Source organism: Microcystis protocystis FBCC-A270 (assembly GCF_050500235.1).
Classification (GTDB): Bacteria; Cyanobacteriota; Cyanobacteriia; order Cyanobacteriales; family Microcystaceae; genus Microcystis; species Microcystis ichthyoblabe_A.
The window spans coordinates 1,399,655-1,423,353 of record NZ_CP191407.1 but is presented as its reverse complement, the minus strand read 5'-3'; the positions used below and the strand labels follow the sequence as shown (position 1 = coordinate 1,423,353).

The following is a 23,699-nucleotide window of genomic DNA, read 5'->3' as shown; positions in this document are numbered from 1 at the left end:
CGATTTAATTCACAATTGGCCACTGACAGGCAATCGCCAATTATGAACTTTTATTATCTCTCTTTTTAGGCCAAGGCGGGGACGGAAATATGGAGATGGGGATAGAGGGGGAAGCTTTCACAGAGTTTGGCTACCCGTTGACGGCAAGCAGTTCTCAGGGCTTCATCACCTGGATTAAGGAGAATATCGGCGATAATGTTGCCAATCTCGATAAATTCCGTTTCTCCTAGTCCTCTGGTGGTCATAGCCGGGGAACCCAAGCGCAGACCACTGGTGACAAAGGGAGACTCGGGATCGAAGGGAACAGTGTTTTTATTAGCGGTAATATTAATGGTACTCACCAAGCGATCGGCTTCTTTCCCGGTCATGCCCACGGATCTTAAATCGAGTAACATCAAGTGATTATCCGTACCATCGGTGACAATTTTAATCCCTCTAGCCTTCAACTGACCGGCCAAAGCTTGGGCATTAGCGATTACTTGGCCCGAATAGATTTTAAACTCCGGTTTCAATGCTTCCCCAAAAGCCACCGCTTTCGCTGCAATCACGTGTTCTAGGGGACCGCCTTGGGTACCGGGGAAGACGGATTTATCGAATTTTTTGCCTAATTCCTCGTCTTTGGTCATAATTAACCCCCCCCTAGGACCGCGCAGGGTTTTGTGAGTGGTGGTAGTGACCACATCACAATGGGGTAGGGGGTTAGGATGATGACCAGTGGCCACTAAACCGGCAATATGGGCGATATCTGCCATCAGGTAGGCCCCCACTTCGTCAGCGATGGCGCGGAATTTCTCGAAATCAATCCGGCGCGAGTAGGCAGAATAACCGCAGATAATTAGTTTGGGTTTTTCTTTGCGGGCGATGTCAAGGATGAGATCGTAGTCGAGGAGTTCGGTTTCGGGACTTACTCCGTACTGTAGGACTCGGAACCATTTTCCGGAAACGTTAACGGGGGAACCGTGGGTAAGATGACCACCGTGGGAGAGATCCATGCCCATAATCGTATCGCCGGGCTGCAAGAGGGTCAGGAAAACGGCGAAATTAGCTTGGGCGCCGGAGTGGGGTTGTACGTTAGCGTGGTTTGCCCCAAATAGTCGTTTAACCCGATCGATCGCTAATTGTTCCGCTTCGTCAATGTATTCGCAACCGCCATAGTAGCGTTTTTTTGGCAGTCCTTCGGCGTATTTGTTGGTTAAAACCGAACCTTGGGCGGCCATGACGGCAGCCGAGGTAAAGTTTTCACTAGCGATTAATTCTAGGTGATTTCTTTGACGTTGCAGTTCTTTTTGCAAAATCCCTGCGATCGCTGGATCCGTCAGGGATAGTATATCTAGGTTGGTATCAGTCACGGTTACTCGATCCTTTTTTTTAACAATTTACCTGTAATCCTTGGGTCACTTTCTCCATTTTGGCACAATCTCTAATCTTCCGACACACCGGTGAGCTTAATTGCTTCTCTTCGGTATCGCTCTTCGATTGTCAACTGTTAGGGGTCAAATCTTCATTTTTAGTCAATAAGTGATAGTAAGTAGGTAGGCGTTAAAAATTATCAGATGCCCCCCTTATTAAGGGGGGATTAAAGGGGGGACTAAGGGGGGATCGGCACCCCCCTTATCAAGGGGGGCAGGGGGGATCGAACCTAAAATCCATTTTTAATTTAATTATAACCAGCTACTTAATATTAGCCAATAGAACCCCCCAAAAGCTGGGATTGAGTGATAAAATCAGAAGTAATGCCCAATTTTAACGGTGATTTTCCCTTTAAAAATAACAACTTAGTAGAAGTTCTACAAAAAGTTGACAAATTTTAAAAATAGGGTGGATTACCTTCAAGATAACCACCCGAAAACTACCATTAATTATCTGTAATCAACCGGTATTTCTCATCCCTGCGGCAATACCATTAATCGTCATTAAAGCGCCCCTTAATAACTCCTCTTTAGAATAGCGGAAATGAATCACACCGGATTGAGCTTGACTATTGTATTGACGTAAACGCTTGAGGAGAGACACCTGTAGGAAACCGAGGGGAACGATCGAACCGTTGCGTAACTGCACCGAGCGCTGTAAACTCGGATCATTATCTAATAAATGTTTCTCGCCGGTGATCTGGAGAACAATCTCGCTAGTGCGATTATATTCCTCTTTAATCCTTTCAAACAGACGTTGAAAACGTTCTCGATCTTCCTGTTTAGAAAGTTCACTGACGTAGTGATAGGCCATCTGTAAATCCACCTTTGATAGAGTCATTTCTGCCTTAGAAATCACCATCTGGAAGAAAGGCCACTTGTGATAAAAATGGCGTAACAATTCCAAATTTCGGTTAGGAGAATCATCGAGAAACATCTGTAAAGCTGTCCCTAAACCATACCAAGCCGGTAAAAGAAAACGGGTTTGGGTCCAACTAAATACCCAGGGAATTGCCCGCAGGGTACTTAAATCCTGTTGACCACTTTTCCGGCGGGCCGGTCGGGAACTAATCTGTAAAAGACTAATTTCAGGAATGGGAGTTACAGACAGAAAGAAGTCTAAAAAGTCCGGTTCTTCATAAATCAAACTGCGATAGGTTTGCCGTGAACAGGTGGCCAAGTCCTCCATGATGCGATTCCAGGGTTCGAGATCATCAAAACCACTGCCCAGTAAACTTGCCTGTATGACCGCCGTTACGGCGGTTTCGAGGTTATACAAGGCCAATTCCGGTAAAGAGTATTTCGAGGCTAAAACCTCGCCTTGTTCGGTGATTTTAATGCGACCGTTAATCGTTCCCCGGGGTTGGGCGAGGATAGCGGCGTAGGCCGGTCCACCACCGCGACCAACGGAACCGCCCCGGCCATGAAAAAGACGTAGATCCACGCCGTATTGTTTAGCGGTTTTCTGTAAAGCCTTCTGGGCCTTATGAATTTCCCAATTACTGCTTAAAAAGCCGGAATCCTTGTTACTATCGGAGTAACCCACCATAATCTCCTGTAAATTACCCGGTTCGAGGATGGCCGGTTCCGGGGTCACTTCCTCCCCGTTTAAAGCCCCTAAATGGTCGTAACCGCCGGCTAGGGCTGCCCGGTAGAGGGGCAATTCAAACAAAGTCTGCATGATGCCGGGGGCGTGTTTGAGGTCATCGACGGTTTCAAAGAGGGGAACGATGCGGAGGGAACTGCGGCTAGTGGCGGGGTCGTATAACCCAGCTTCTTGGGCTAATAACAGCACTTCTAGCACATCGCTGGCCTCGTTGGTCATGCTGATAATGTAGGTTTGGCAGATTTCCAGACCAAATTCCCCTTGCAGACTTCTTAAAACTCGCAGGGTTTCAATGGTTTCGCAGGTTCTTTCCGAAAAGGGCATTTCCCGGGGAATTAAGGGCCGACGGGTTTTTAATTCCGCCACTAACCAGGCGATTTTTTCTGATTCGGTTAATTGGCCGTAGGGTTTGGGTAAAACTCCGAGATAGGCGGCGATTTCTTCGATACATTCGGCGTGACGGGTGGATTCTTGCCGAAAATCTAACTGAGTCAGGACAAAGCCAAAAATCTCCACTTGGGCGATCAGTCGATCGAGTTCTTGACAGGAAAGACCGGTTTGCAAGAGACTGCGCTTTAATAGCTGTAATTCGGCTAAAAACTCGGAACCAGAGCGATAGATGTTGGTTTCGTTGAGTTTAGTTAATAATTGTCGTTCTTCCGGGTCATTAAGGCGATCATTGCGATCACGGGTATTTTCCAGACGTTTTTGAATAAAGGCCAATTTGAGGCGATAGGGTTCCTGACGGTAGCGGATTGCTAACTGGCTATAGATTTCGGGCATTTGCTGTTTATCTCTGTCCAGGGAGTCCAGCAACTCCGGCAAGACGTGACACCAGTGCAGGGAGGCACTTAAAATACTGGTCAGGTCGCGAATAGCATCGAGATATTTTTTAACAACGAGATTGCGCTGATAACAGCAGGTTTTCCAGGTGACTTCGGGGGTAACGGAGGGATTGCCATCCCGATCGCCCCCCACCCAAGAACCGAAGCGACAGAAGTTATTTTTCGGCGCTTGTAAACGGGGAAAGGAGGATTGTAGGCTTTGCTGCAGACGCAGGGTTAACTGGGGTAGGGAATCGAAGAGAACTTCATCGAAGTAGTGAAGGGCATAATCCACCTCATCGACGACGGTGGGTTTAAATTGGTGTAGTTCATCTGTTCGCCACCAAAAACGTATTTCTTCTTTTAACTGTTTGGTGACTGTCTGTGCTTCTCTGGAGTTAGTTAACCCCATACTGCGAAAGATTTCTTCTGCTTGGTCGAGTTTTTCGAGAATGCCCGAAATGCGGCGCTGTTTAATGCGAATGGTATGACGGACAATTTCCGTGGGGTGGGCCGTGAAAACCAGACGAATATCTAATTGATCGAGAAGACGCTGAATTTCCTGGGGGGGGACGTTCACCTGTTTGAGATAGGGAAATAACCAGTGAAATAGCCCCGATTTTGGGCTGGAGTGATCGGACTCGTTTAGGGTTTTTTCTAGCCAATCGGCCCCGACAATGGTGGCTAAAAGGCTTTTTTGCGTTGGTTCAGCCTTGGGACTTTCGTTTTCTTCCCCGATCACCGTCCGTCGCAGTAGTTGCTGATCCCTTTGTTCGTAGTGTTGTTCGATTATATTTATTAACTGGAAATAGAGGGCAAAAGCGCGGGTAACTTTGATCGCTTCCCCTAGTTCCAAGTCTTCGATCATTTTGGCGATCGTTGCCTCCGCACTATCATCGGTCACTTGTCCTTCCTCAGAACAGAGATGGCGCAGTAATTCCAGTAAATCGACTAATTCTTGACCACATTCGGAGATCAAGACTTCTTTCCATAAATCTTCGATTAATTTCAGTCTTTGCTGCAGAAACAGGTTGGAAGTGGGGAAAATATCCTGTTCGGTTTCGGTCGAGGGGACAAGGACGCTCATAATTTCAGTAATCAGTAATCAGTAATCAGTAAACAGTCATCAGTCATCAGTCATCAGTGAAAAGAAAGCTCAGAACTTGCCCGTTAATACTATTCACTGAAAACTCAAATCTGATCATTGATAACTGATAACTGATCACTGATTACTGATATATCGGGATTAGTTCTTTACGGTTTGTCAAAAATGAGATTATATGCCAAAGAATCACATTTTTTCCTATTTTTAACAAAAATTTCGCTATTTTTGCCTCTTTTCAGGGGGCAAAAGGACTTTTTTCTTGGATTATTGGTCACTTTTGACCGGTAACTGATCGGGAATATTGAGAAGGGGCAAGCGATCGCCGCGAAACAATTCCTCACTTTCCTGGCCCAATTCAATTAACCAATGATTGAGGGACCGCAAGGCCAGATAGGATAAAAGAAAGGGACTAACCGCTAGACTAAGCCAAAGCTCGATCGGTTGAGTTTTCATGGCAATTTTTAGGTTAAAGGACGGCGTTTGATGCGACGAATCGGAAAATTAGCAATCAGGGCGGTAGTTCGTTGGTCACTTTCTAAGAGTAACTCGGTTTCCTCGGTGTCGATATCAAGATAACGACCGACCACTTCTAAGATTTCTTGACGCATCATATCGAGAATTTCGGGACTAAGATCGGCGCGATCGTGGGCTAGAATAAGTTTTAAGCGTTTTTTAGCTTGGTCGCCACTTTTGCCCGAACCGCGCCATGCTAGAAGTTTATCGATCAGGTCATTCATAGTAGGTTAAAGGGTTGAGATGAGAGAGTTTAAGGCCCAAACAAGCGACGACGCAGACGGGTAAGAAAACCTTCCTGACCGGCCATTAAATCTAGAAACGGCACATCGCGACCCTGTAAACGTTGGGCAATGTTTCTAAAGGCCATAGAGGGGAGAGAAGTCTTCTCCTCTAATACTAATGGTTCTCCTTTATTAGTGGAAATAATAATTCTTTGATCGTCGGGAATAATCCCCAACAGGGGAATTACCAATAAGTCGAGAATATCCTCGACGCTGATCATCTGATTAAGTTGGATCATTTCCGGCCGCAGCCGGTTGACAATCAGACGAATACCCTTAATATCCTCGCTTTCTAGTAATCCTACCACGCGATCGGCATCTCTCACCGCCGACATTTCTGGGGTAGTAACGATGATCGCTTCTTGGGCAGCAGCGATCGCATTGCGGAAACCCATTTCAATTCCTGCCGGGCAATCAATCAATACATAATCATAACTTTTTGACAATTGGGCGACTAAATCCTTCATTTGATCGGCAGTAATTGCCTCTTTTGTACGATTTTGTGCCGCCGGTAATAGAACCAGATTTTCCTGTCTTTTATCCTTAACTAAAGCTTTATCAAGGCTACAATCTCCCGCTACCACATCGAGGGCAGTATAAACGATACGCTGTTCTAATCCTAACAATAAATCGAGATTTCTCAGTCCGAAATCGGCATCGACAAGGGCGACTCGACAGCCTAATTGAGATAAGGCTGAACCTAAGTTCGCCGTTACCGTCGTTTTACCGACTCCTCCCTTTCCCGATGTCACCACAATTACACGAGCCATAATTTATATCAGTTATCAGTTATCAGTTATCAGCTATCAGCTATCAGTTATCAGTTATCAGTTATCAGCTATCAGTTTTATAGAGTTTTTCGTTTCAACGCAGTTAATCGCTATTTTTACCAGTCACTGAATCACTGTTTACTGATCACTGTTTACTGATCACCTTTTTTCGACCCACCCCACTTTATCTTTAAAGGTGTAGGTTCTGGAAAAATTATAAGCCCCAATGATGCGGATTCCTCCTTCGCTGATACAGGCGATTTCTGGTTCTATGCGATCGCTATTTAAAGCCGGGGCCCGTGCCACCAATTCCGCGATCCTCAGTTGAGTTAAATCGATTCGCAGGGCCATGATTAGTGCCGCTCGATCGCCTCGGAATCCCGCATGGGCCACACCGCGTAAACTCCCCCAAACTAATATATCGCCATCAGCGACGATCGATCCGCCGGGGTTGACATCGCCCATGATTATAACTGTACCGGGGTGACGGATTTCTACACCCGATCGCAGGGTAGTTTTTAAGTATAAAGGTTCAGCGAGGAGGGATGGCAGCGGTTGCTCGTCCCCGAAAACCGTGGCATTTGATTGCATTTGTTCGACATTGTAACCCATAGTTGCCGCTGCCACTGCGGTTTGTCTTCTTTGAGTTTGGATCGTATGTAGGGGTAATTCGGCACTGTCTAAAATTGTGGCGATCGCTTGTAGTTGCCGCGTATCCATCAGGCGATCGTTGGCCTGTAGATGTACAGGTGTTCTAGCTGGGCAGTTTTGACCGCTATTACGGAGATAATATTTCAATCCTGTCAAGATATCTGTCCAATCCTGACTTGTCTCCCCGGCGCCGGTTTTGGGTAAAATTAGCACCAATTTCTCGCCCTCACTTTTAAGGTGAATTTGGGTGTATCTTGACCTTACCGAGGCTGATGGCTCAATTTTTTCGGTTTCTAGGTCGATTTCTTGATTTATTCCGGTTTTGGTTTCATCCATAAAGATAATTTTTTACTTAAACAAGACAAAGCGCAAAATAGCGATCAGCAAACCGACGGAAGCGGTAATCAGTGAACCGCCTAAAATGGTTATTAATGCCCAAATTTGATTTTTTTGACTGCCCTCAACTATTTTGAGGCGATTATCCATCCCTTCGACTCTTTCGGTTAATTTTGCCTGTCCTATCTCTAGGGATTTAACATCTTGCTTGATTTCCTTAATATCAGCCTTAATTTCGCCAATATCAGCTTTAATTTCGACGATACTATTCTCGATCGCCGTGAAACGAGTCTCGATCGCTTTTTGTCCGTTGATAATTAAGTCTTCTAGCCTTTTCAAGTCCGTATCGGCAACAGTTTTCATAAAAATTAACTGGCTATCAGCATAGATGTTTCTTTCATTATGAACCTTGAGCAGCCAGCAGCAGTGGGAATTAGGAATTATGAATTAGGAATTACGGCTGATGCGAGATAGAGAGGTTTGTAAAATCAAAGGGAGGCGTCACGATAAAGGTAATCACTCCAAAGCATGAGGCCTCCCATGAATAGGATAGATGCTCCCACCCTCTTGACTATTATTTAGGGTCTGCTGAAAAAGGTTTTCCTGGGGGCAGGGTGTGGGGTGTGGGGTGTGGGGTGTGGGGTTTTAGCGATTTTCATCTGGTCAATTACCTAATTTTCAGGGAAAAAGTCCAGGAATTTTCCCCCCGATCACTACAATGGTTGGCACTTTTTGAGGGAAAAAAAGTCTAGAAGGTTTACCCAACAAGGTTTTTAGATTTATTCAGCAAACCCTATTTATGTCCTGGTGGATGACTGGTATCAAGAACAGGGATATCGCTTGACTCCCATGCTACCTGGACCTGAGCCTAGTTTCAGTGATAGTGAAATGTTGACCTTTTGGTTTATTCCCCGAACGCTCCCGCAGCAGAATCCGTATTGCAGTTCATTCAAAGCAACAATATCCTAGCCGACAAGGGGTTTATTGGTAAGTAGTCGTGCAAAATTAATTTCCTAGTAAAGATAGGCACTCATGCAAGAGGCAAAAGGCAAGAGGGGGTTAGATATGTGTAATTAGGGTCTGCTGAATAAATCTAAAAACCTTGTTGGATAAGACTTTTAGACTTGTTTTTACTCAAAAAGTGCCAGCCGTTGCGGGGATCGGGGGGAAAATTCAGGTACTTTTTCCCTGAAAATTAGGTAATTGACTACCTCAAAATCGGTAAAACCCCACACCCCACACCCCACACCCCACACCCTGCCCCCAGGAAAAGCTTTTTCAGCAAACCCTAATTAATTTTGCTTAGGTACTTAAATCGAAATCCGCTAGTTTTACTCGATGGCTTTCTCGGCGCGCTCCCCTATAGTATATATGTATGGGGGAAGTTCAGTTAAAACGCGGTAGAGAAACTGGGCAACCTTGTATGTTATTAAATTATGTAATAACATGATATGTAGTAAACTTTGCCTAAAATCATGAGTAACAAACAATACAATCTAACCTGGGCTAGGATAGGCAATGCTTCAGGTTTCCGTTTGAGTGCCAGTTTTTTTAAGGATAATCCCCAGTTTAAGGAAGCTAAAGGTGCTGTTGAAGTTATCAGCCCTGATACCTTATTAGTCCGCTTACAGCCTCAATCTGTAGAACAGGAGGAAGATGAACTGATGATGAGTTTATTTTTAGATTTTCTGACCAAGCAAGCCCTATTAAATCCTGATGCTGAGTTAGAAGCTTATACGGAAGCGATGGCAGCGGTCGATGAAGAGTTGATGACAGGAGTAGAACTTGATAGTTAACGGTTGGCGAATCTACTTTATTAAAAGACTTTTTGGGCAACAACGCCGCGATTTACAAGTTGAGGTTCGTAAACTAAAAAACACCTTGCCAACAGAAGCATACCGTACTCATTCTACAGTCAAACTCTACAGGGCGATTATGGTCGCCATTAAAGAAAAAATCCCTCTCGACCCTTTTGCTTCCCATTTTGCTCTGACTGGGGCGCTCAAGCATTACGGAAGAGTCAAAAAGATGGGACTACCTGACCGTTATCGCTTATTCTTTCGGGCTATACAAACCGAGGAGTATAAAGCAATTTTTGTTTTATGGCTAGGCTATCCTCGCAAACAAGGGGATAAAAATGATTGTTATAAAGCCTTCACAAAAATGGTTGAGCGAGGTGATTTTCCCAATTCTCTTGACGCTTTAATCCTTGATAGCCAAGAAGATTAGCTAGTGATAAGGTGGTTGAAAAAGCGATCGTAACCCACAGATACACTTTCAACTGCTCCTCCACAGAAAGATTGCGATCTAACATTAGCATGAGATCGATGATCGCACTAAGATGATATGATAGTAGTGCATTTTCCTAATTATTGATGATTAAGAGTTTTGCATCTAAGGAGACAGAGCAGGTATTCAAACGTAAATTTTCACGACAATTACCTCAAGATATTCAACGAAATGCTCGGAGAAAGCTAGAAGTTTTAGACGCGGCCGAAACTTTACAGGATTTATGCATTCCTCCATCTAATCGGTTGGAAAAACTCTCAGGAGATAGAAAAAATCAGCATAGTATCCGAATTAACGATCAGTGGCGGATCTGTTTTATTTGGAAAAATGGCAACGCCTACAATGTAGAAATAGTCGATTATCATTAATTGTTACTCAATAATCATGACTGAGAAAAAATTATTAGCCCCCATTCATCCTGGTGAGATTCTGTTAGAAGAATTTCTCAAACCGATGGAAATTAGCCAAGAACGTTTGGCAGAAGATCTTAATGTACCAATAGAGCAAATCAAGGAAATTATCGAGGAAAAGCGAGGAATTACTGCTGATATTGCCTTAAGGCTTTCTCGTTATTTTGGTATGTCTGAAAGGTTCTGGATGAATCTTCAAACAAGGTATGATATTGAAGTAGAAAAAGATAGGCTCAGAGAACGTTTAGAGAAGGAAGTAAAAGTCTATGCTGCTTCACAAGCACTGTAGCATAACCGAAGAAATAGGGGAAGAATAATAATTTTAACCCCCCGTAGGGTGGATTAGCGCAGCGTAATCCACCATTACATCAATTATTGAATAACCATAGATTAGGTGCGTTACACTTCGTTAACGCACCCTACAAGAGCGGCGATCGCACTAACCGGACAGCGATAACCTTTGCAACTCAACAGGTAGTCTATGCTCCGTTCCGGTTCAGCGCAATGTTAGACCAGCACCCACCCGCCGCTCAAGGGGTAGTTGCCGATTTGCCGAACCCATTGCCCCCCATCAGGACTTCGGAGGTAGCTTGGGCAGTTCGATCCACAGTTCCAGCACACCGGGCTGTGGCTTCACGCCGGAGAAATTCGTAAAGTCCGCCGTCTGCACCGTCAGATTTTTATAGCCTAGCTGTTTCAGGGCATTCGTTGTATCTTTCGCCAGTTTGCCCGCCGCGGACGCATCCTTATTATCGTTATTGTTGAAGAAACGAACCTCGTGTAGCCCCGCGGCACCGCCATCGCGATCCTCGGGAGGCACATTGTATTTGGCGGCTTGGAGAGCGGTACGCAGGGCCTTCGCCTGCTCGCGGGGCGCACCGGCGAACTGAATGAACACCGTGGGCATCTTCTGCGCCTCGGCGCTCTGGCGCACTTGTTCATCCGTCCGTCGCACAAGATTCGCAACATCGGTCTGCACCTTAGTCACCGTCGAACCGTCCTTGGCCGTCAGCGTGCTAGTGCCGGGTAGCTTCTCGACGATCTGGCTCAGTCGATCGACCTGCTTGCCGAGGGCGGCAACCCTTGTCATGTTTTCATCGAGCAACGTTGTGATAGGTTTCTCGCCAACCGTCACGATCAGAGCCTTGGTTCGATCGTCGAGAGCTTTCTGCCGAGTCTCCAATGTGTTGATAGTATCGATAGTCGGGCCCACCTCGGCGAGCTTCTTCTTGGCTGAAGCGATAAACTCGGCATTCTGTTTGGCTAACTCCTCCGCGATACCGAGCGTTACATTGATACGCTCGCTCTTCTCCTCTGCCTGACCGGTGATCTCCTTGATTTTTGCGTCTACCATAGAGGTGATGATCTGGTTCCAGCCTAGGCCGGCGATGACCAAGGCAAAGGCAAATGCCACACCGGCAAGGCCGTAGCGCCACATCAGGGTTGCCTCGACGCGCTGGATGACCTTCTCCTCGATGCGTCGCTCGATCAGCTCCAGTATCCGCTCATCGATCTTTTCGAGTTCGGGATTCTGTCCTTTGTCAGCCATCTCGCCTTCCCTCCGAGCTTTGTTCTACTAATTTTCCTTTTAAAAATGCTAACTATTAATTATAACGCTCACTGCGGTCTAGCACCCTCCTCTATCTTACTATCCCACTTGCATCGGTCTAACACCCCCTTAATCATACCTAATACCGCACTGTGCGGTTTAATCACCTCAATTAGGGAATAATAACCGCAGAGGGTGGTCTGGTATTCCCTTCAAGTGGATTTTACCGCATTTGCCGATGACGGAAGAAGCACAGTACCCTCGACTGTTAGAACAAGTCCGAGAAGTCATGCGTCTCAAGCACTTTAGCTTGAAGACGGAAAAATTGCATTCGAGATTTGGCTCTTCGGTTTGTGTTATGCAATGAATGGAGGTTATAAGGGATGGAACCCTTATAGAGAAAGACATTTGGCGATTTTTGTCAATTGTTTTTGCTCTAGAGCGAACTAATCAATTAAGTCTCTTGCCAGATAAGGATTTAGTCGATTTATGCCCCCCTATCGAACCATACCAAGTAACGAAGAACCTGAAAACTCATATCTGCTCACTGATTACTGATTGCCTCCTATTGACACAAACGTTGATAAACTGTAGCTAAAGCTTGGACATCACCGACGTTACCCGGGAAAAGAACCACGGGTAAATTAGGAAAGAGGGGATGATCGGCTGCTGTGCGGACCATGGAGACACCGGGGAGAATCTGACCGAGTAAACGGGCTGATTGCAGGCTTAAACCCGTACTTAAGACATCATTGGAGGTAATTCCGCCTTTACTGATTAAAAAACTGATGTCACTGGGTAAACCCTTAACAATGTCCATTAACAGGGTGGAGACGGCAACCCCAAAATCAAGACGTTTCTGCACAGAGGCAAAGGTTAACTCTTGCCGACTGGTATAGATCACGGGGGTTTGTTTATTTTTGTGAATAAGCTTGACTTTTTCCAGAGCTTGTGCTAGGAGTTGATCTCGTTGCTCAGGACGATCGCGCAATGCCGTCACATCGATTTCGACTCCGACGGTGTTGGGTTGTTGAAGCAGTTTATCTAATTGTTGGCTAGTTTTTTTGACGTGGGAACCGACGATAATTGCCCCGGCTTCCCCCGTGGGCTTATACTTACCCATAGATTCGGGTGCGATCGGTTGAGTTCCTAAATTAGCCAAAGAAGTTAAAATACTGGCGGCACTACGGAATAAAAATTTTTTTCCTTCCCCTGCGGCGGTTAAAATATCTTCAGCAAAGCGATCGAGATCCGCTTGAGTTTCCCCATCTACCACCCCACATTGATTATTTTTGAGCTTTTGCAGTCGTTCTAAACTACCTTGACGGATATCTGCCAGTAAAAATCTTTCCACATCATCTGCTTTAATTTTACCTTGCGTTTTCTCCTCCACATAATCCGGCAGATAACTGTAATGGTAGGCAAAAACCGAATCGCGAGCAAATTCCGTCTCGTGGACGGGAGTGGGAACGCCATCGATGATTAAATAGTGAATACTATCGCGAGTGATTCTCCCCCCCTCAAAAAAGGCTGGAATCAGGAAATGTGCATCAAAACCGCCCAATTCTTCGGCAATAACATCAGTTTCGATCGGATAATGCCCGCGCAGGGTAGAATCGGAACGACTAACCACCAAAAAATCCTCGATTCCCTCTTTAGTTAAGGCAGTTTTCAGGTTATGACAGACTTCTCTGGTGACAGACTCGGCTTTTTCGGGGGTTAAAGCGCGCGTATTGGTCAAAACAAAGAAAATTGGCGCATTATCTGCCAATCCCAAGCGGAGAGTATCTTCATCCCACCGCATCAATAACAGACAACTATGGACTGTTTGGGAACCTGTCGGGTCGTCATCTAAGACTATAATTTTAGGTCTATTATTGCTCATATATTTTTTATCAGGATGGGAGGGACGAAGGAACCAAGAGAATCTGGTTAATAGTTTATCGGGTTCTGGTTCCCCATTAAAGTCGTCCCCTCCCTAAGCAACCGCTATCAATCTTGATCACAATCTGTCCAATATAGGATAAGCTATACCATGATTCATACAGTGACGAAGTTGAGCGCGGGAGACTTCCCTTTGAATACGTTAATCCACCCCACTGCGGTTATCCATCCGTCGGCAAAACTTGATCCCAAGGTTAAAGTTGGTCCCTATGCTGTGATCGGGGCCAATGTGGAAATTGAAGCTGATACAATTATTGATGCCCATGTGGTCATTGAGGGTCCGACTAAAATTGGCAAGGGTAATCATATTTTTTCTGGGGCTGTTATTGGTAATGAACCACAGGATTTAAAGTATAAAGGGGGCGAAAGTAGCGTAGAAATTGGTGATTATAACCAAATTCGCGAGTTTGTCACGATTAATCGCGCCACGGATACGGGAGAAGTTACCCAAATTGGCAGTAATAATTTATTAATGGCCTATGTTCACGTTGCCCATAATTGTATTTTGCAAGATAACATTATTATCGCTAATAGTGTCGCCTTGGCTGGTCATGTTCAGATCGAATCAAAAGCAGTTATCGGGGGGGTTTTAGGAGTACATCAATTTGTTCATATTGGCAAAATGGCCATGTTAGGAGGAATGAGTCGTATTGATCGCGATGTTCCCCCTTTTACTTTAGTGGAAGGCAATCCCTGTCGGGTACGAACTCTTAATTTAGTCGGTTTACAAAGGGCCGGTTTTACCGATGAAGATCTAGCTTTACTCAAAAAAGCTTTTCGGATTATCTATCGTTCTAATATAAATCTTCAGGAGGCTTTAGAACAAGTTTCTCTCTTAACCGATAACCCCCATGTTCAACATCTCTGTCAATTTTTACAATCCTCTACCACGGGAGAAAAACGTCGCGGTTTAATTCCGGGAAAATAATTTCTTGATTGAGGAACAGGGTGTGGAAAGTGGGGTGTGGGGTGATGGGGAAGTGGGAAGAATAAATAAAAACAATCTCCAGCAATCCTATCTCCAGCAATCCTGTCTCCTGAATTCTTTTATTATCAAATAATTATCCAAATGCGTATATTTATTAGTACGGGTGAGGTATCGGGTGATTTACAGGCAGCCATGCTGATTGAATCCCTTTTTAAACTAGCTAAAACCCAGGCAATTGAGTTAGAAATTTTTGCCCTAGGTGGCGATCGCATGGAGTTAGCCGGAGCAAAAATGTTGGGTAAAACCACTCGACTGGCTGCCATGGGATTAATTGAATCTATCCCCTTTATTTGGCCAACTTTACAACTACAAAAACGAGCAAAAGAGTTTTTTAGAGATAATCCCCCTGATATCATTATTTTAATTGATTATGTGGGGGCAAATGTGGCGATCGGTCAGTCGGCTAAAAAAATTATTCCCGATGTCCCAATTATTTATTATATTGCCCCACAGGTGTGGATTTGGTCAGAAGAAAATATCCCCTCAGCTAAACTCAGGGCCACAGCAGAAAAGTTATTTAATACGGAAAAATTAATCGCCGTCACCGATAAATTATTGGCAATTTTTCCCGCTGAAGCTCGTTTTTTTGAAACAAAAGGTTTACCGGTAACTTGGGTGGGACATCCTTTAGTTGATCGTATGGCCAATGCTCCCAATCGGCAAGAAATGCGGCAAAAATGGGCAATAAAACCCGAAGAAACGGTAATCGCTTTATTACCTGCTTCCCGTCAACAGGAGTTTAAATATCTCGTGCCGACGGTGTGTGCTGCTGCCCAAAAATTACAGGAAAAAATTCCCGATATTAAGTTTTTAATTCCCGTTCCCCTAGCTTTATACGAACCAAAAATGCGAGAATTAGTGGCGGAATACGGATTAAATGCGGTGATTATGGAACGAGATCAGACTTTAGAAGCGATTGCCGCAGCCGATCTGGCTGTGGCTAAGTCTGGTACAGTTAATCTCGAAATTGCTTTATTAAATGTGCCGCAGGTGGTGGTTTACCGTTTAAGTGCAGTTACTGCTTGGATTGCCCGCAATATTATGAAGCTTTCTGTACCATTTGTCTCACCAGTAAATTTAGTTTTAATGCGAGAAATTGTTCCCGAATTATTACAAGAGGAAGCTAACCCAGAAAGAATTATGCAGGAATGTCTAGATTTATTATTAAATCAGCAACGTCGCCAAAAAATGTTAGATGAATACGCAGAAACCAAGGCCGGTTTAGGAACAGTAGGCAGTTGTGAGCGAGTGGCACAAGAGGTACTTAATTTTACGGATCAAGTTCCGAAAAACCAGAAAAAAGCGGGGTAATTTGCCACTACCCCACCAAATATTATCAAGGAATTACGATTACTTATAAGCGTCCATCCCCTCACAGGAACAAACCAGATTTCTGTCCCCGTAGGCATTATCAACCCGTCCCACTACCGGCCAGAATTTATAATCTTTTAGCCAAGAAAGCGGGTAAGCTGCCTGTTGACGGGAATAGGGACGACTCCAATCATCGGCAGTTAAAACCGCAGCTGTGTGGGGGGCATTTTTCAAGGGATTATCGTGGGGATCCATGCTACCATTAGCGATCGCTTGTACTTCTTGATAGATAGTTAACAAAGCTTCACAAAAACGGTCTAATTCCCCCAAAGATTCGCTTTCCGTGGGTTCCACCATCATTGTACCCGCCACGGGCCAAGAAACCGTCGGCGCGTGGAAACCGAAATCCATCAAGCGTTTTGCCACATCTTCCACCTCGATGCCGGCCTGTTTTTTCAGGGGACGTAAATCAATCACGCACTCGTGGGCAACTGTTCCCGCGCTACCCTTAAATAACACCGGATAGGCCGACTCCAAACGAAAAGCCATATAATTAGCGTTCAAAATTGCCACTTCTGTCGCTTTTTTCAAGCCGGCTGCCCCCATCATAGCGATATACATCCAAGAAATCACCAAAATGCTGGCACTACCCCAAGGCGCGGCCGAAATTGCCCCAATCGAGTCCTGATGCTTACCGTTAGCGGTTTCTGGGGATAATTTCGCCAAAACTAGGGAAACATCGGGCAGAAAAGGCACTAAATGGGATTTTACTCCGATTGGTCCCATACCGGGGCCGCCACCACCGTGGGGAATACAGAAAGTTTTATGGAGATTCAAGTGACAGACATCAGCGCCAAAATCCGCCGGACGACATAAACCCACCTGAGCATTCATATTCGCGCCATCCATATAGACTTGACCACCGTATTGATGAATCAAGGCGCAAATTTCGCTAATTCCCTCTTCAAAAACGCCGTGAGTGGAAGGATACGTCACCATCAAAGCCGCTAGATTATCCTGATGCTTCTGGGCCTTAGTTTTCAGGTCATCAATATCAATATTGCCCCGAGAATCGCAATTAACCGCCACTACTTTCATACCACACATAACAGCACTGGCAGGATTAGTCCCGTGAGCGGACTCAGGAATTAAGCAAATCTGACGATGACCTTGACCGCGACTTTCATGGTAGGCTCGGATTACCTGTAAACCGGCATACTCTCCCTGGGAACCGGCGTTCGGTTGTAGAGAAATGCCGTCAAACCCGGTAATTTCCCCTAACCAAGTCTCTAACTGTTGAAAGAGCAGTTGATAGCCTTCTGCTTGGTCAATCGGGGCAAAAGGGTGTAATTTGCCGAATTCTGCCCAAGTTACCGGAATCATCTCCGCTACGGCATTGAGTTTCATCGTACAGGAACCGAGGGGAATCATGGAAGTATTTAAGGCTAGATCCTTTGTTTCCAGACGGTGCAGATATCTGAGTAATTCCGTTTCCGAGTGGTAACGATTGAACACCGGCTCGGTAAGATAGGCACTGGTACGGGTTAAATTAGCGGGTAATTCTAGACTAATTTTCTCGACTAATTCCGCCGTGGCAAAGGGTAATTCCTCGGTTGGCGCAAAAATTTGCCATAAATCCCACACATCCCTGAGACTGGTGGTTTCATCGAGACTAATTCCTAGATTATTCTCATCAAAATAACGCAGATTAATCTTATGGGTTTTTGCCTTGGCGAAGATATCCTTAACTCCCGTGGATACCGTAACTTTGAGCGTATCGAAGTGCGGTTCTTTCCCCACTTGATAACCCAACTTTTTTAAACCAGTTGCCAATAAAGCGGTTAATTTCTGCACTCTTTGGGCGATTTTCTTGATTCCTTCCGGTCCGTGATACACCGCGTACATGGAAGCAATCACCGCTAGTAACACCTGTGCGGTACAAATATTACTGGTGGCTTTATCCCGGCGGATATGTTGTTCGCGGGTTTGCAAAGCTAAACGCAGTGCGGGTTTACCCTGACTATCCTTCGATACCCCGACAATGCGCCCCGGAATGCTACGTTTATAGGCATCTTTGGTGGCAAAATAGGCGGCATGGGGACCTCCATAACCCAAGGGAACCCCAAAGCGTTGACTGCTACCCACGGCAATATCAGCCCCCAATTCGCCGGGGGGAGTCAACAGGGCTAAACTGAGAATATCGGCGGCAACGGTGACTAACGCCCCATTTTCCTGCGCTTTGCTGATAAATTCCCGATAATCATAAATTACGCCATCGGTGGCTGGATATTGTAATAATGCGCCAAAAATCGGCGTTTGGAAGTCAAAGAGACGATGATCCTCAATAATAATATCAATACCTAAAGGAATCGCTCTGGTTTTAACAACTTCAATCGTTTGGGGATGGCAACTACTAGAGATAAAGAAAGCATTGGCTTTAGTTTTACATAGTCCATAACTCATGCTCATCGCTTCTGCAGCTGCTGTTCCTTCATCGAGGAGGGAAGCGTTAGCAATTTCTAGACCGGTTAAGCTAGTGATGAGAGTTTGGAAGTTTAAGAGAGCTTCTAAGCGTCCCTGGGCGATTTCCGCTTGATAGGGAGTATAGGCGGTGTACCAACCCGGATTTTCTAAGATGTTGCGGAGAATTACCGGCGGGGTGATACAGTCATGGTAGCCCATGCCAATAAAGGAGCGAAATACCTGATTTTTGGAGGCAATAGCTTTTAATTGGGCAAGAGCGGCGTATTCACTCAAGGCAGGTGGTAAATTAAGGCTTTTTTGTAAACGAATTCCTGACGGGACAGTTTGAGCGATTAATTCCTCAAGGGTAGCAACACCCAAAACCGCCAGCATTTTCTCGATTTCCGTCTCCGTCGGCCCAATATGACGGTTAACAAAGCTATCGGTGCAGTCTAGCAGGTCTTGCAGGTCAGCAGGAGCGAATTCCTCAGTTTTCTCGGCCGTAATTGACCTATTTAGCATATTAATCTCGGTTTCAACAATTACAAAAGTGCTGCGTTTCATCGCTAGGGGTGATTTTAACGCAACTTGTAAAATTTTTGTAATATTTGAAGCCAGCAAGTTAAAGCCTAAGCTAATTTGCTATCGAAAGCATTCATAAAATTAACCCCACTACTGCTTCGTCACCAAAAACCAACCGGAATTCGTGGCTCCGAGCGCCTTTAATCCTTCTAAATCAGTAGCTTCTTTGGTTTGACGATCGATAATTAGGTAAGGTTGCTTGTGACTTTGCCAATGATTGATTAATTCTTCAGTAGCCAGGGGAAAAACCCGACGACTACTATAAAAATTTAACGAGGGGCGCTCGTAGGCAAAAGCAATATAAACAGGGTGATCGGCTGGCACATATTTCTGTACTAAACTCGCCACCGGTTTGACGGGGAAATTCTCATTTAATTCCCAGATCCACAGGGGAGAATTGACAAAAATAAACAAAGAAACAAACATTCCCCAGAGTAAAACCACGCTGAATTGTTCCGAGCGCCGAGCTAACAAAATCGCCGTTGTCACCATGGTCAGGGAAAGTGACAATAAGGTTAAAATAATTAAGGGATGGATAGGTTCGATAGCGGCAAAATTACCAGGGAAATAGGCTATTAAAGCTAATAAACCCGTCACAACGCCGATAATACCCAGAATAATTGACCAGATTGGATTATAGGTGCGATCGATGGGAAGATTAACCATCTGCGCCAAGGCATAACCGGCCGCTAAAGCCAAGGCCGGATAGATCGGCAGAATATACCAAGGCAATTTAGTCGCCATTACCGAAACCACCAACAGATAAACACCCGTCCAAACTAACAGTAACTTCGCCCAACTGTAGAGATATTCCTGACGAGCTAAACGTAAACCCCAAACCGAGAAAATTAACCAGGGCCAACTATATTTAATAATTTCTAGCAGATAATACCAAAACGGTCCGCGATGATTGTCCAGATCGTCACTAACTCGCTTTAACTGTTGAACAAAAAGGGAATCGAGAAACTCCCGCTCGTAGTGCCAAAATTGGGCGGTGTACCAGGCAAAAGCGGGAGTTGCTCCCAATAACCAACCCGACCAAAAATAGGCAGACGTTAATAACCGGGGGGTATCCCAGAGCAGAAAAATAAAGCCGATACCCGCCAATAATAGCCCCATAATACCCTTAGTCAGACAAAGGAGGGCAAATCCTAACCCCGCCCCCACAGACCAGCGTAAATCGCGTCGTGAGCGCAGTAAACCAACAAACATCAGCATTTCAAAACACAATACCGCTCCATCCAACATGGCTAAACGGCCATGGCGCACCACCGGCAAAAGAGTTAAATAGATCAAGGCCGACAGTAAAGCTGGCAAACGAGCGGGAAAAATTTCTCGACCGAGAAGATAGAGAAGCGGCACCGATAAAGCTGTAAAAAAAGCGGGAATTAGTCTAGTATTGGCCTCATTGATGCCCCAAAAATGGTAGGTTAGACCAATTAAACTGTGAATCAACGGCGGTTTATTCAGGTAGGGATCACCCCAAAGACTAGGAAATAACCAGCGCAATTGTTCCAGGGGGGTTTGGCTAATTTCCTTGGCTACCTGAGCGATTGTTGCCTCATCCCAATCCCGCAAGGGTAAATTACCTAATCCCACTAGATAGATAATTAAGGCCGCTATTAATAATCCCAGTAAACACAGAAATTCTTTAAAATTTTCTCTCTGACGCAATTTATAACTAGAATATCCCCAAGTAAATTTTTGACGGTTCATAAGCTAGGTCAGTTATCAGTAAACAGTAAACAGTAATCAGTAAACAGTAATCAGTAAGGCTCTCCTAGACTGGTTATAGCAAATTAGTAGTTTCAATGAGCCTAATCCCTTAAATAGCCTAGAATCCAACCAAGCAAAAAGCTTTGATTATTTTGGTTCTTCGGTTTGTGTTATGCAATGGACGGGAGTTATAAGGGGTGAAACCCTTATATAGAAAGACATGGCTGCGATTTTTGCCAATTGTTTTCAATCTAGAACGAGCTAATCAATTAAGTCCCTTGCCAGATAAGGATTTAGCCGATTTCTGCCCCCTGATCGAACCATACCAAGTAACGAAGAACCATTATTTTCTGCTAAAATATCATAACTACTCTAGAAGATCCTTAAAACTCAAATCTGATAACTGATAACTGATAACTGATAACTGATTATGTATTGGTATAATGGCGAATTAATCGAGGATGAGCGAATAAGTCTGGGTATTGATGATATTGGGCTGCTTTATGGAGCCACACTCTTTACTACCCTGCGTATCTATCAACAAAGCTTAGATCATCCCCTGACCCATTGGCAAGAACATATCAAACGTCTGCACTCTAGTTTACAAGTTTTCCAATGGTCTGATCCCGATTGGCAGCGAATTCGCCAAGGAGCCGAAAAATTATCCCGATTCTATCCTGTCCTGAGAATCACAATTTTTCCCGATGGTAGGGAGTGGATTAAAGGCAGATTTTTACCCGAAGATTTAAACCTTAGACAAGAGCGGGGAATTATTGGGTGGGTAGTGGATAATCCCGCTTGGCAACGCGTTTTAGGAGAGCATAAAACTGGTAATTATTTAACTCCTTGGTTAGCGTCACAAACTGCTCAAAAAAAAGGAGCAAAAGAGGCGATATTAGTCGATCGATTGGGGAATTGGTTAGAAACTAGCACGGGCAATTTATGGGGATGGAAAGATAATTGCTGGTACAGTCCCCTGCTGACTGCTGATATTTTACCCGGAATCGGGCGCTCGGCTTTGATCGGCTGGTTAAAAAAACAAAATATTTCCCTGCAAGAAAATCTCTGGACCCCGGAATTTGTCGGGACTTTACAGGCGATCGCCTATAGTAATTCCTTGGTAGAAATTATCCCTTTTAATTCTATTCTTGGCTCGGATATAGAGATAAATACAGCTATTTATAGAGAAATTTTACCAGATTTACAGCAATATTTTTTTAGTCAATTTGAGAATAAATAAGGGTGTGTACTAGAGGCTAACACACCCAAAATCCAGAAATAATGCCGCTTAAGCTTTAAAATTCTCGCTCGGAATTAGCCTCACTATCGCGTTTAGAACCAAGTAAATCTAATTGATCGACGAGAATCACCGGTTTAGAACGAGCTAATCCCGTGTTTTTATCATTCCAGGTATCCATTTTTAAAGAACCCTTAATCCCGATTAAACCGCCTTTTTTCACATAATTAGCGGCCACTTCCGCCGTTTTACCCCAAATTTCCAGATCGAACCAATCTGGCTGATCGCTATTTTTCGAGCGACGATTAACCGCTAAAGTTAAAGTACATAAAACCTTACCCGACTCGAAATACTTGGTTTCTGGGTCTCTCCCCGCTCGTCCCACCAAATGAACCAGATTTACACTCATGGTCTTAAATCCTCAATTTAGTACAATAGTATGTTCATTTTAGCCTGAAACCTTAGCCTTGACCGGTGACTAGGGAGAAAATTAGGCCAAAGACCTGGGTAAATCTGGAGAGAAAGAAGCGATAATTAACTAGACTTGAGAAACAAAACCTAATAAAATCCAAGTCGATTCGATCGAAAGTCTAGTTATAGCAACGTTTTATTGATCAGAACAGGAGTGAAAACAAGTGGGTTTTTTTAGAGGACTAGGTTTATCAAGGGACATAGGTATAGACTTGGGTACAGCAAACACCCTCGTCTATGTATCAGGGAAAGGTATCGTTTTAGAGGAACCATCGGTAGTAGCGATCGATCAAGATCGTAACCCAGTCGCTGTCGGGGAGGAGGCCAAAAAAATGCTCGGTCGCACTCCGGGCCATGTCACCGCTCTGCGACCCCTGCGCGATGGGGTAATCGCCGATTTTTACAGTTGCGAGATCATGTTAGCGGAATTCATCAAACGAGCGCTCGATGGCACGATTGGCAATCCCCGCATGGTAATCGGTGTTCCCAGTGGGATTACTGGAGTAGAAAGACGCGCGGTGGTGGATGCGGCCAAAAATGCCGGCTCCCGAGAAGTGGGGTTAATTGATGAACCCGTTGCGGCGGCCTTGGGTGCCGGTTTACCCGTCTCGGAAGCGACGGGAAATATGATCATCGATATCGGTGGTGGCACGACAGAAGTGGCGATTCTCAGTCTTGATGGGACCGTGATCAGCGAATCGGTGCGCGTCGCTGGGGATGAACTGACGGACTCAATTATCGCCTATCTAAAAAAAGTCCATAACCTGATTATCGGGGAACGTACAGCCGAAGATATTAAAATTCGCCTTGGTTCGGCTTATCCCTCCCCCGGAGATGAATTTCCTCCTCTGGAAGTGCGGGGATTGCATCTCATGTCCGGTTTACCCCGCACCGTGACCATCAAAGCGGAAGAAGTACGGGAAAGTATGGATGAGCCACTTTCCGTGATCGTTGATGCGATCAAACGTACCCTAGAAAAAACTCCCCCCGAATTAGCTGCCGATATTATCGATCGCGGCATCATGTTAGCGGGAGGAGGTGCTTTATTACGGGGACTCGATCGCCTAGTCAGTCACGAAACCGGTATCGTTACCCATGTCGCTGAAGATCCCCTGCGCTGTGTGGTCAAAGGCACGGGAGAAGTGTTAAAAAATCAGAAACTCTTTGAGCGGATCGTTAATGAAACAACTCGCAATGTCTAAAGGTCACTAGGATCGGTTAGCGGCAAAAGACACGGATTC

General features: G+C 45.0%; 21 protein-coding genes. 9 read left to right on the top strand and 12 right to left on the bottom strand.

From position 1 onward, the window contains the following. Positions 1–65 precede the first annotated feature (65 nt). From glyA to ACQY1X_RS07025, 7 genes are all read right to left on the bottom strand, one after another. Positions 66–1,349 (bottom strand): serine hydroxymethyltransferase, encoded by a 1,284-nt coding sequence (gene glyA / locus ACQY1X_RS07055; RefSeq protein ID WP_430015513.1) that lies wholly within the window; start codon positions 1,347–1,349, stop codon positions 66–68. A 520-nt stretch (positions 1,350–1,869) separates the two neighbouring features. Further along, the gene (gene ppc / locus ACQY1X_RS07050; RefSeq protein ID WP_430015512.1) at positions 1,870–4,926 is read right to left on the bottom strand and encodes a phosphoenolpyruvate carboxylase; all 3,057 of its coding nucleotides are present in this window, start codon (positions 4,924–4,926) and stop codon (positions 1,870–1,872) included. A 282-nt stretch (positions 4,927–5,208) separates the two neighbouring features. Then, a complete protein-coding gene (locus tag ACQY1X_RS07045; protein WP_123230929.1) occupies positions 5,209–5,397 on the bottom strand; it encodes a hypothetical protein in 189 nt (62 codons plus the stop codon). An 8-nt stretch (positions 5,398–5,405) separates the two neighbouring features. Further along, a complete protein-coding gene (minE, locus tag ACQY1X_RS07040) occupies positions 5,406–5,681 on the bottom strand; it encodes a cell division topological specificity factor MinE (RefSeq protein ID WP_002732811.1) in 276 nt (91 codons plus the stop codon). Positions 5,682–5,710: 29 nt separating this feature from the next. Beyond that, positions 5,711–6,511: a septum site-determining protein MinD gene (minD, locus tag ACQY1X_RS07035; protein WP_002733442.1), complete on the bottom strand. Its 801-nt coding sequence runs from the start codon at positions 6,509–6,511 to the stop codon at positions 5,711–5,713. Between the two features lie 159 nt (positions 6,512–6,670). Beyond that, positions 6,671–7,498: a septum site-determining protein MinC gene (gene minC / locus ACQY1X_RS07030; protein WP_002731665.1), complete on the bottom strand. Its 828-nt coding sequence runs from the start codon at positions 7,496–7,498 to the stop codon at positions 6,671–6,673. Between the two features lie 12 nt (positions 7,499–7,510). Beyond that, positions 7,511–7,861 (bottom strand): hypothetical protein, encoded by a 351-nt coding sequence (locus ACQY1X_RS07025; RefSeq protein WP_002733098.1) that lies wholly within the window; start codon positions 7,859–7,861, stop codon positions 7,511–7,513. A 1,112-nt stretch (positions 7,862–8,973) separates the two neighbouring features. Here ACQY1X_RS07025 and ACQY1X_RS07020 point away from each other — a divergent pair. The 4 genes from ACQY1X_RS07020 (at position 8,974) to ACQY1X_RS07005 (ending at position 10,486) form a co-directional block, all read left to right on the top strand. After that, positions 8,974–9,294 (top strand): hypothetical protein, encoded by a 321-nt coding sequence (locus ACQY1X_RS07020; protein WP_002793380.1) that lies wholly within the window; start codon positions 8,974–8,976, stop codon positions 9,292–9,294. After that, positions 9,284–9,727 (top strand): type II toxin-antitoxin system YhaV family toxin, encoded by a 444-nt coding sequence (locus ACQY1X_RS07015; protein WP_002751101.1) that lies wholly within the window; start codon positions 9,284–9,286, stop codon positions 9,725–9,727. The genes ACQY1X_RS07020 and ACQY1X_RS07015 overlap by 11 nt, the downstream gene beginning before the upstream one ends. A 146-nt stretch (positions 9,728–9,873) precedes the next feature. Beyond that, the gene (locus ACQY1X_RS07010) at positions 9,874–10,155 is read left to right on the top strand and encodes a type II toxin-antitoxin system RelE/ParE family toxin (protein ID WP_272076280.1); all 282 of its coding nucleotides are present in this window, start codon (positions 9,874–9,876) and stop codon (positions 10,153–10,155) included. Between the two features lie 16 nt (positions 10,156–10,171). Next, positions 10,172–10,486 carry a HigA family addiction module antitoxin gene (locus ACQY1X_RS07005; protein WP_002733868.1) on the top strand — a complete coding sequence of 105 codons (315 nt, stop codon included), beginning with the start codon at positions 10,172–10,174 and terminating at the stop codon, positions 10,484–10,486. A gap of 282 nt (positions 10,487–10,768) precedes the next feature. Here ACQY1X_RS07005 and ACQY1X_RS07000 read toward each other — a convergent pair whose 3' ends face one another. Beyond that, positions 10,769–11,746, bottom strand: a complete 978-nt coding sequence (locus tag ACQY1X_RS07000) for a hypothetical protein (protein WP_012266647.1) — start codon at positions 11,744–11,746, stop codon at positions 10,769–10,771. Between the two features lie 367 nt (positions 11,747–12,113). Between ACQY1X_RS07000 and ACQY1X_RS06995 the strand changes: the two genes are divergently transcribed. Then, positions 12,114–12,344, top strand: coding sequence for a hypothetical protein (locus ACQY1X_RS06995; RefSeq protein WP_430014250.1), 231 nt, complete (start codon positions 12,114–12,116; stop codon positions 12,342–12,344). Here the strand turns inward: ACQY1X_RS06995 and ACQY1X_RS06990 are convergent. After that, on the bottom strand, positions 12,312–13,631 hold the full coding sequence (locus tag ACQY1X_RS06990; protein WP_069474397.1) for a four-carbon acid sugar kinase family protein: 1,320 nt from the start codon (positions 13,629–13,631) through the stop codon (positions 12,312–12,314). The genes ACQY1X_RS06995 and ACQY1X_RS06990 overlap by 33 nt on opposite strands. Before the next feature lie 150 nt (positions 13,632–13,781). On the opposite strand from ACQY1X_RS06990, the gene lpxA reads away from it, so the two are divergent. Next, on the top strand, positions 13,782–14,618 hold the full coding sequence (lpxA, locus tag ACQY1X_RS06985) for an acyl-ACP--UDP-N-acetylglucosamine O-acyltransferase (protein ID WP_036401272.1): 837 nt from the start codon (positions 13,782–13,784) through the stop codon (positions 14,616–14,618). 141 nt (positions 14,619–14,759) lie between these two features. Beyond that, positions 14,760–15,989: a lipid-A-disaccharide synthase gene (gene lpxB, locus ACQY1X_RS06980; protein ID WP_430014249.1), complete on the top strand. Its 1,230-nt coding sequence runs from the start codon at positions 14,760–14,762 to the stop codon at positions 15,987–15,989. A gap of 39 nt (positions 15,990–16,028) precedes the next feature. Here lpxB and gcvP read toward each other — a convergent pair whose 3' ends face one another. Beyond that, entirely contained in the window at positions 16,029–19,016 is a 2,988-nt protein-coding gene (gene gcvP, locus ACQY1X_RS06975; protein ID WP_430014248.1) for an aminomethyl-transferring glycine dehydrogenase, read from the bottom strand. Between the two features lie 108 nt (positions 19,017–19,124). Continuing rightward, on the bottom strand, positions 19,125–20,750 hold the full coding sequence (locus ACQY1X_RS06970; RefSeq protein WP_430014247.1) for an ArnT family glycosyltransferase: 1,626 nt from the start codon (positions 20,748–20,750) through the stop codon (positions 19,125–19,127). A gap of 430 nt (positions 20,751–21,180) precedes the next feature. Here ACQY1X_RS06970 and ACQY1X_RS06965 point away from each other — a divergent pair, with 430 nt between their 5' ends. After that, a complete protein-coding gene (locus tag ACQY1X_RS06965) occupies positions 21,181–21,990 on the top strand; it encodes an aminotransferase class IV (protein WP_430014246.1) in 810 nt (269 codons plus the stop codon). Between the two features lie 55 nt (positions 21,991–22,045). Here the strand turns inward: ACQY1X_RS06965 and ACQY1X_RS06960 are convergent, their stop codons facing one another. After that, the gene (locus ACQY1X_RS06960; RefSeq protein ID WP_002731888.1) at positions 22,046–22,396 is read right to left on the bottom strand and encodes a single-stranded DNA-binding protein; all 351 of its coding nucleotides are present in this window, start codon (positions 22,394–22,396) and stop codon (positions 22,046–22,048) included. 226 nt (positions 22,397–22,622) lie between these two features. Here ACQY1X_RS06960 and ACQY1X_RS06955 point away from each other — a divergent pair, with 226 nt between their 5' ends. Beyond that, positions 22,623–23,660: a rod shape-determining protein gene (locus ACQY1X_RS06955; RefSeq protein WP_043999767.1), complete on the top strand. Its 1,038-nt coding sequence runs from the start codon at positions 22,623–22,625 to the stop codon at positions 23,658–23,660. The last annotated feature ends 39 nt before the right edge of the window (positions 23,661–23,699 follow it).

What these genes read in the sequence shown, in the direction of transcription:
- lpxB (WP_430014249.1), top strand. Translation starts at nt 14,760, where the DNA reads ATGCGTATATTTATTAGTACGGGTGAGGTATCGGGTGATTTACAGGCA.
- ACQY1X_RS07010 (WP_272076280.1), top strand. Translation starts at nt 9,874, where the DNA reads ATGATTAAGAGTTTTGCATCTAAGGAGACAGAGCAGGTATTCAAACGT.
- ACQY1X_RS06995 (WP_430014250.1), top strand. Translation starts at nt 12,114, where the DNA reads ATGGAGGTTATAAGGGATGGAACCCTTATAGAGAAAGACATTTGGCGA.
- ACQY1X_RS07020 (WP_002793380.1), top strand. Translation starts at nt 8,974, where the DNA reads ATGAGTAACAAACAATACAATCTAACCTGGGCTAGGATAGGCAATGCT.
- ACQY1X_RS06960 (WP_002731888.1), bottom strand. Translation starts at nt 22,396, where the DNA reads ATGAGTGTAAATCTGGTTCATTTGGTGGGACGAGCGGGGAGAGACCCA.
- ACQY1X_RS07045 (WP_123230929.1), bottom strand. Translation starts at nt 5,397, where the DNA reads ATGAAAACTCAACCGATCGAGCTTTGGCTTAGTCTAGCGGTTAGTCCC.
- minD (WP_002733442.1), bottom strand. Translation starts at nt 6,511, where the DNA reads ATGGCTCGTGTAATTGTGGTGACATCGGGAAAGGGAGGAGTCGGTAAA.
- ppc (WP_430015512.1), bottom strand. Translation starts at nt 4,926, where the DNA reads ATGAGCGTCCTTGTCCCCTCGACCGAAACCGAACAGGATATTTTCCCC.
- minC (WP_002731665.1), bottom strand. Translation starts at nt 7,498, where the DNA reads ATGGATGAAACCAAAACCGGAATAAATCAAGAAATCGACCTAGAAACC.
- minE (WP_002732811.1), bottom strand. Translation starts at nt 5,681, where the DNA reads ATGAATGACCTGATCGATAAACTTCTAGCATGGCGCGGTTCGGGCAAA.
- ACQY1X_RS06970 (WP_430014247.1), bottom strand. Translation starts at nt 20,750, where the DNA reads ATGAACCGTCAAAAATTTACTTGGGGATATTCTAGTTATAAATTGCGT.
- ACQY1X_RS06990 (WP_069474397.1), bottom strand. Translation starts at nt 13,631, where the DNA reads ATGAGCAATAATAGACCTAAAATTATAGTCTTAGATGACGACCCGACA.
- ACQY1X_RS07025 (WP_002733098.1), bottom strand. Translation starts at nt 7,861, where the DNA reads ATGAAAACTGTTGCCGATACGGACTTGAAAAGGCTAGAAGACTTAATT.
- ACQY1X_RS07005 (WP_002733868.1), top strand. Translation starts at nt 10,172, where the DNA reads ATGACTGAGAAAAAATTATTAGCCCCCATTCATCCTGGTGAGATTCTG.
- lpxA (WP_036401272.1), top strand. Translation starts at nt 13,782, where the DNA reads ATGATTCATACAGTGACGAAGTTGAGCGCGGGAGACTTCCCTTTGAAT.
- ACQY1X_RS07000 (WP_012266647.1), bottom strand. Translation starts at nt 11,746, where the DNA reads ATGGCTGACAAAGGACAGAATCCCGAACTCGAAAAGATCGATGAGCGG.
- gcvP (WP_430014248.1), bottom strand. Translation starts at nt 19,016, where the DNA reads ATGAAACGCAGCACTTTTGTAATTGTTGAAACCGAGATTAATATGCTA.
- ACQY1X_RS06965 (WP_430014246.1), top strand. Translation starts at nt 21,181, where the DNA reads ATGTATTGGTATAATGGCGAATTAATCGAGGATGAGCGAATAAGTCTG.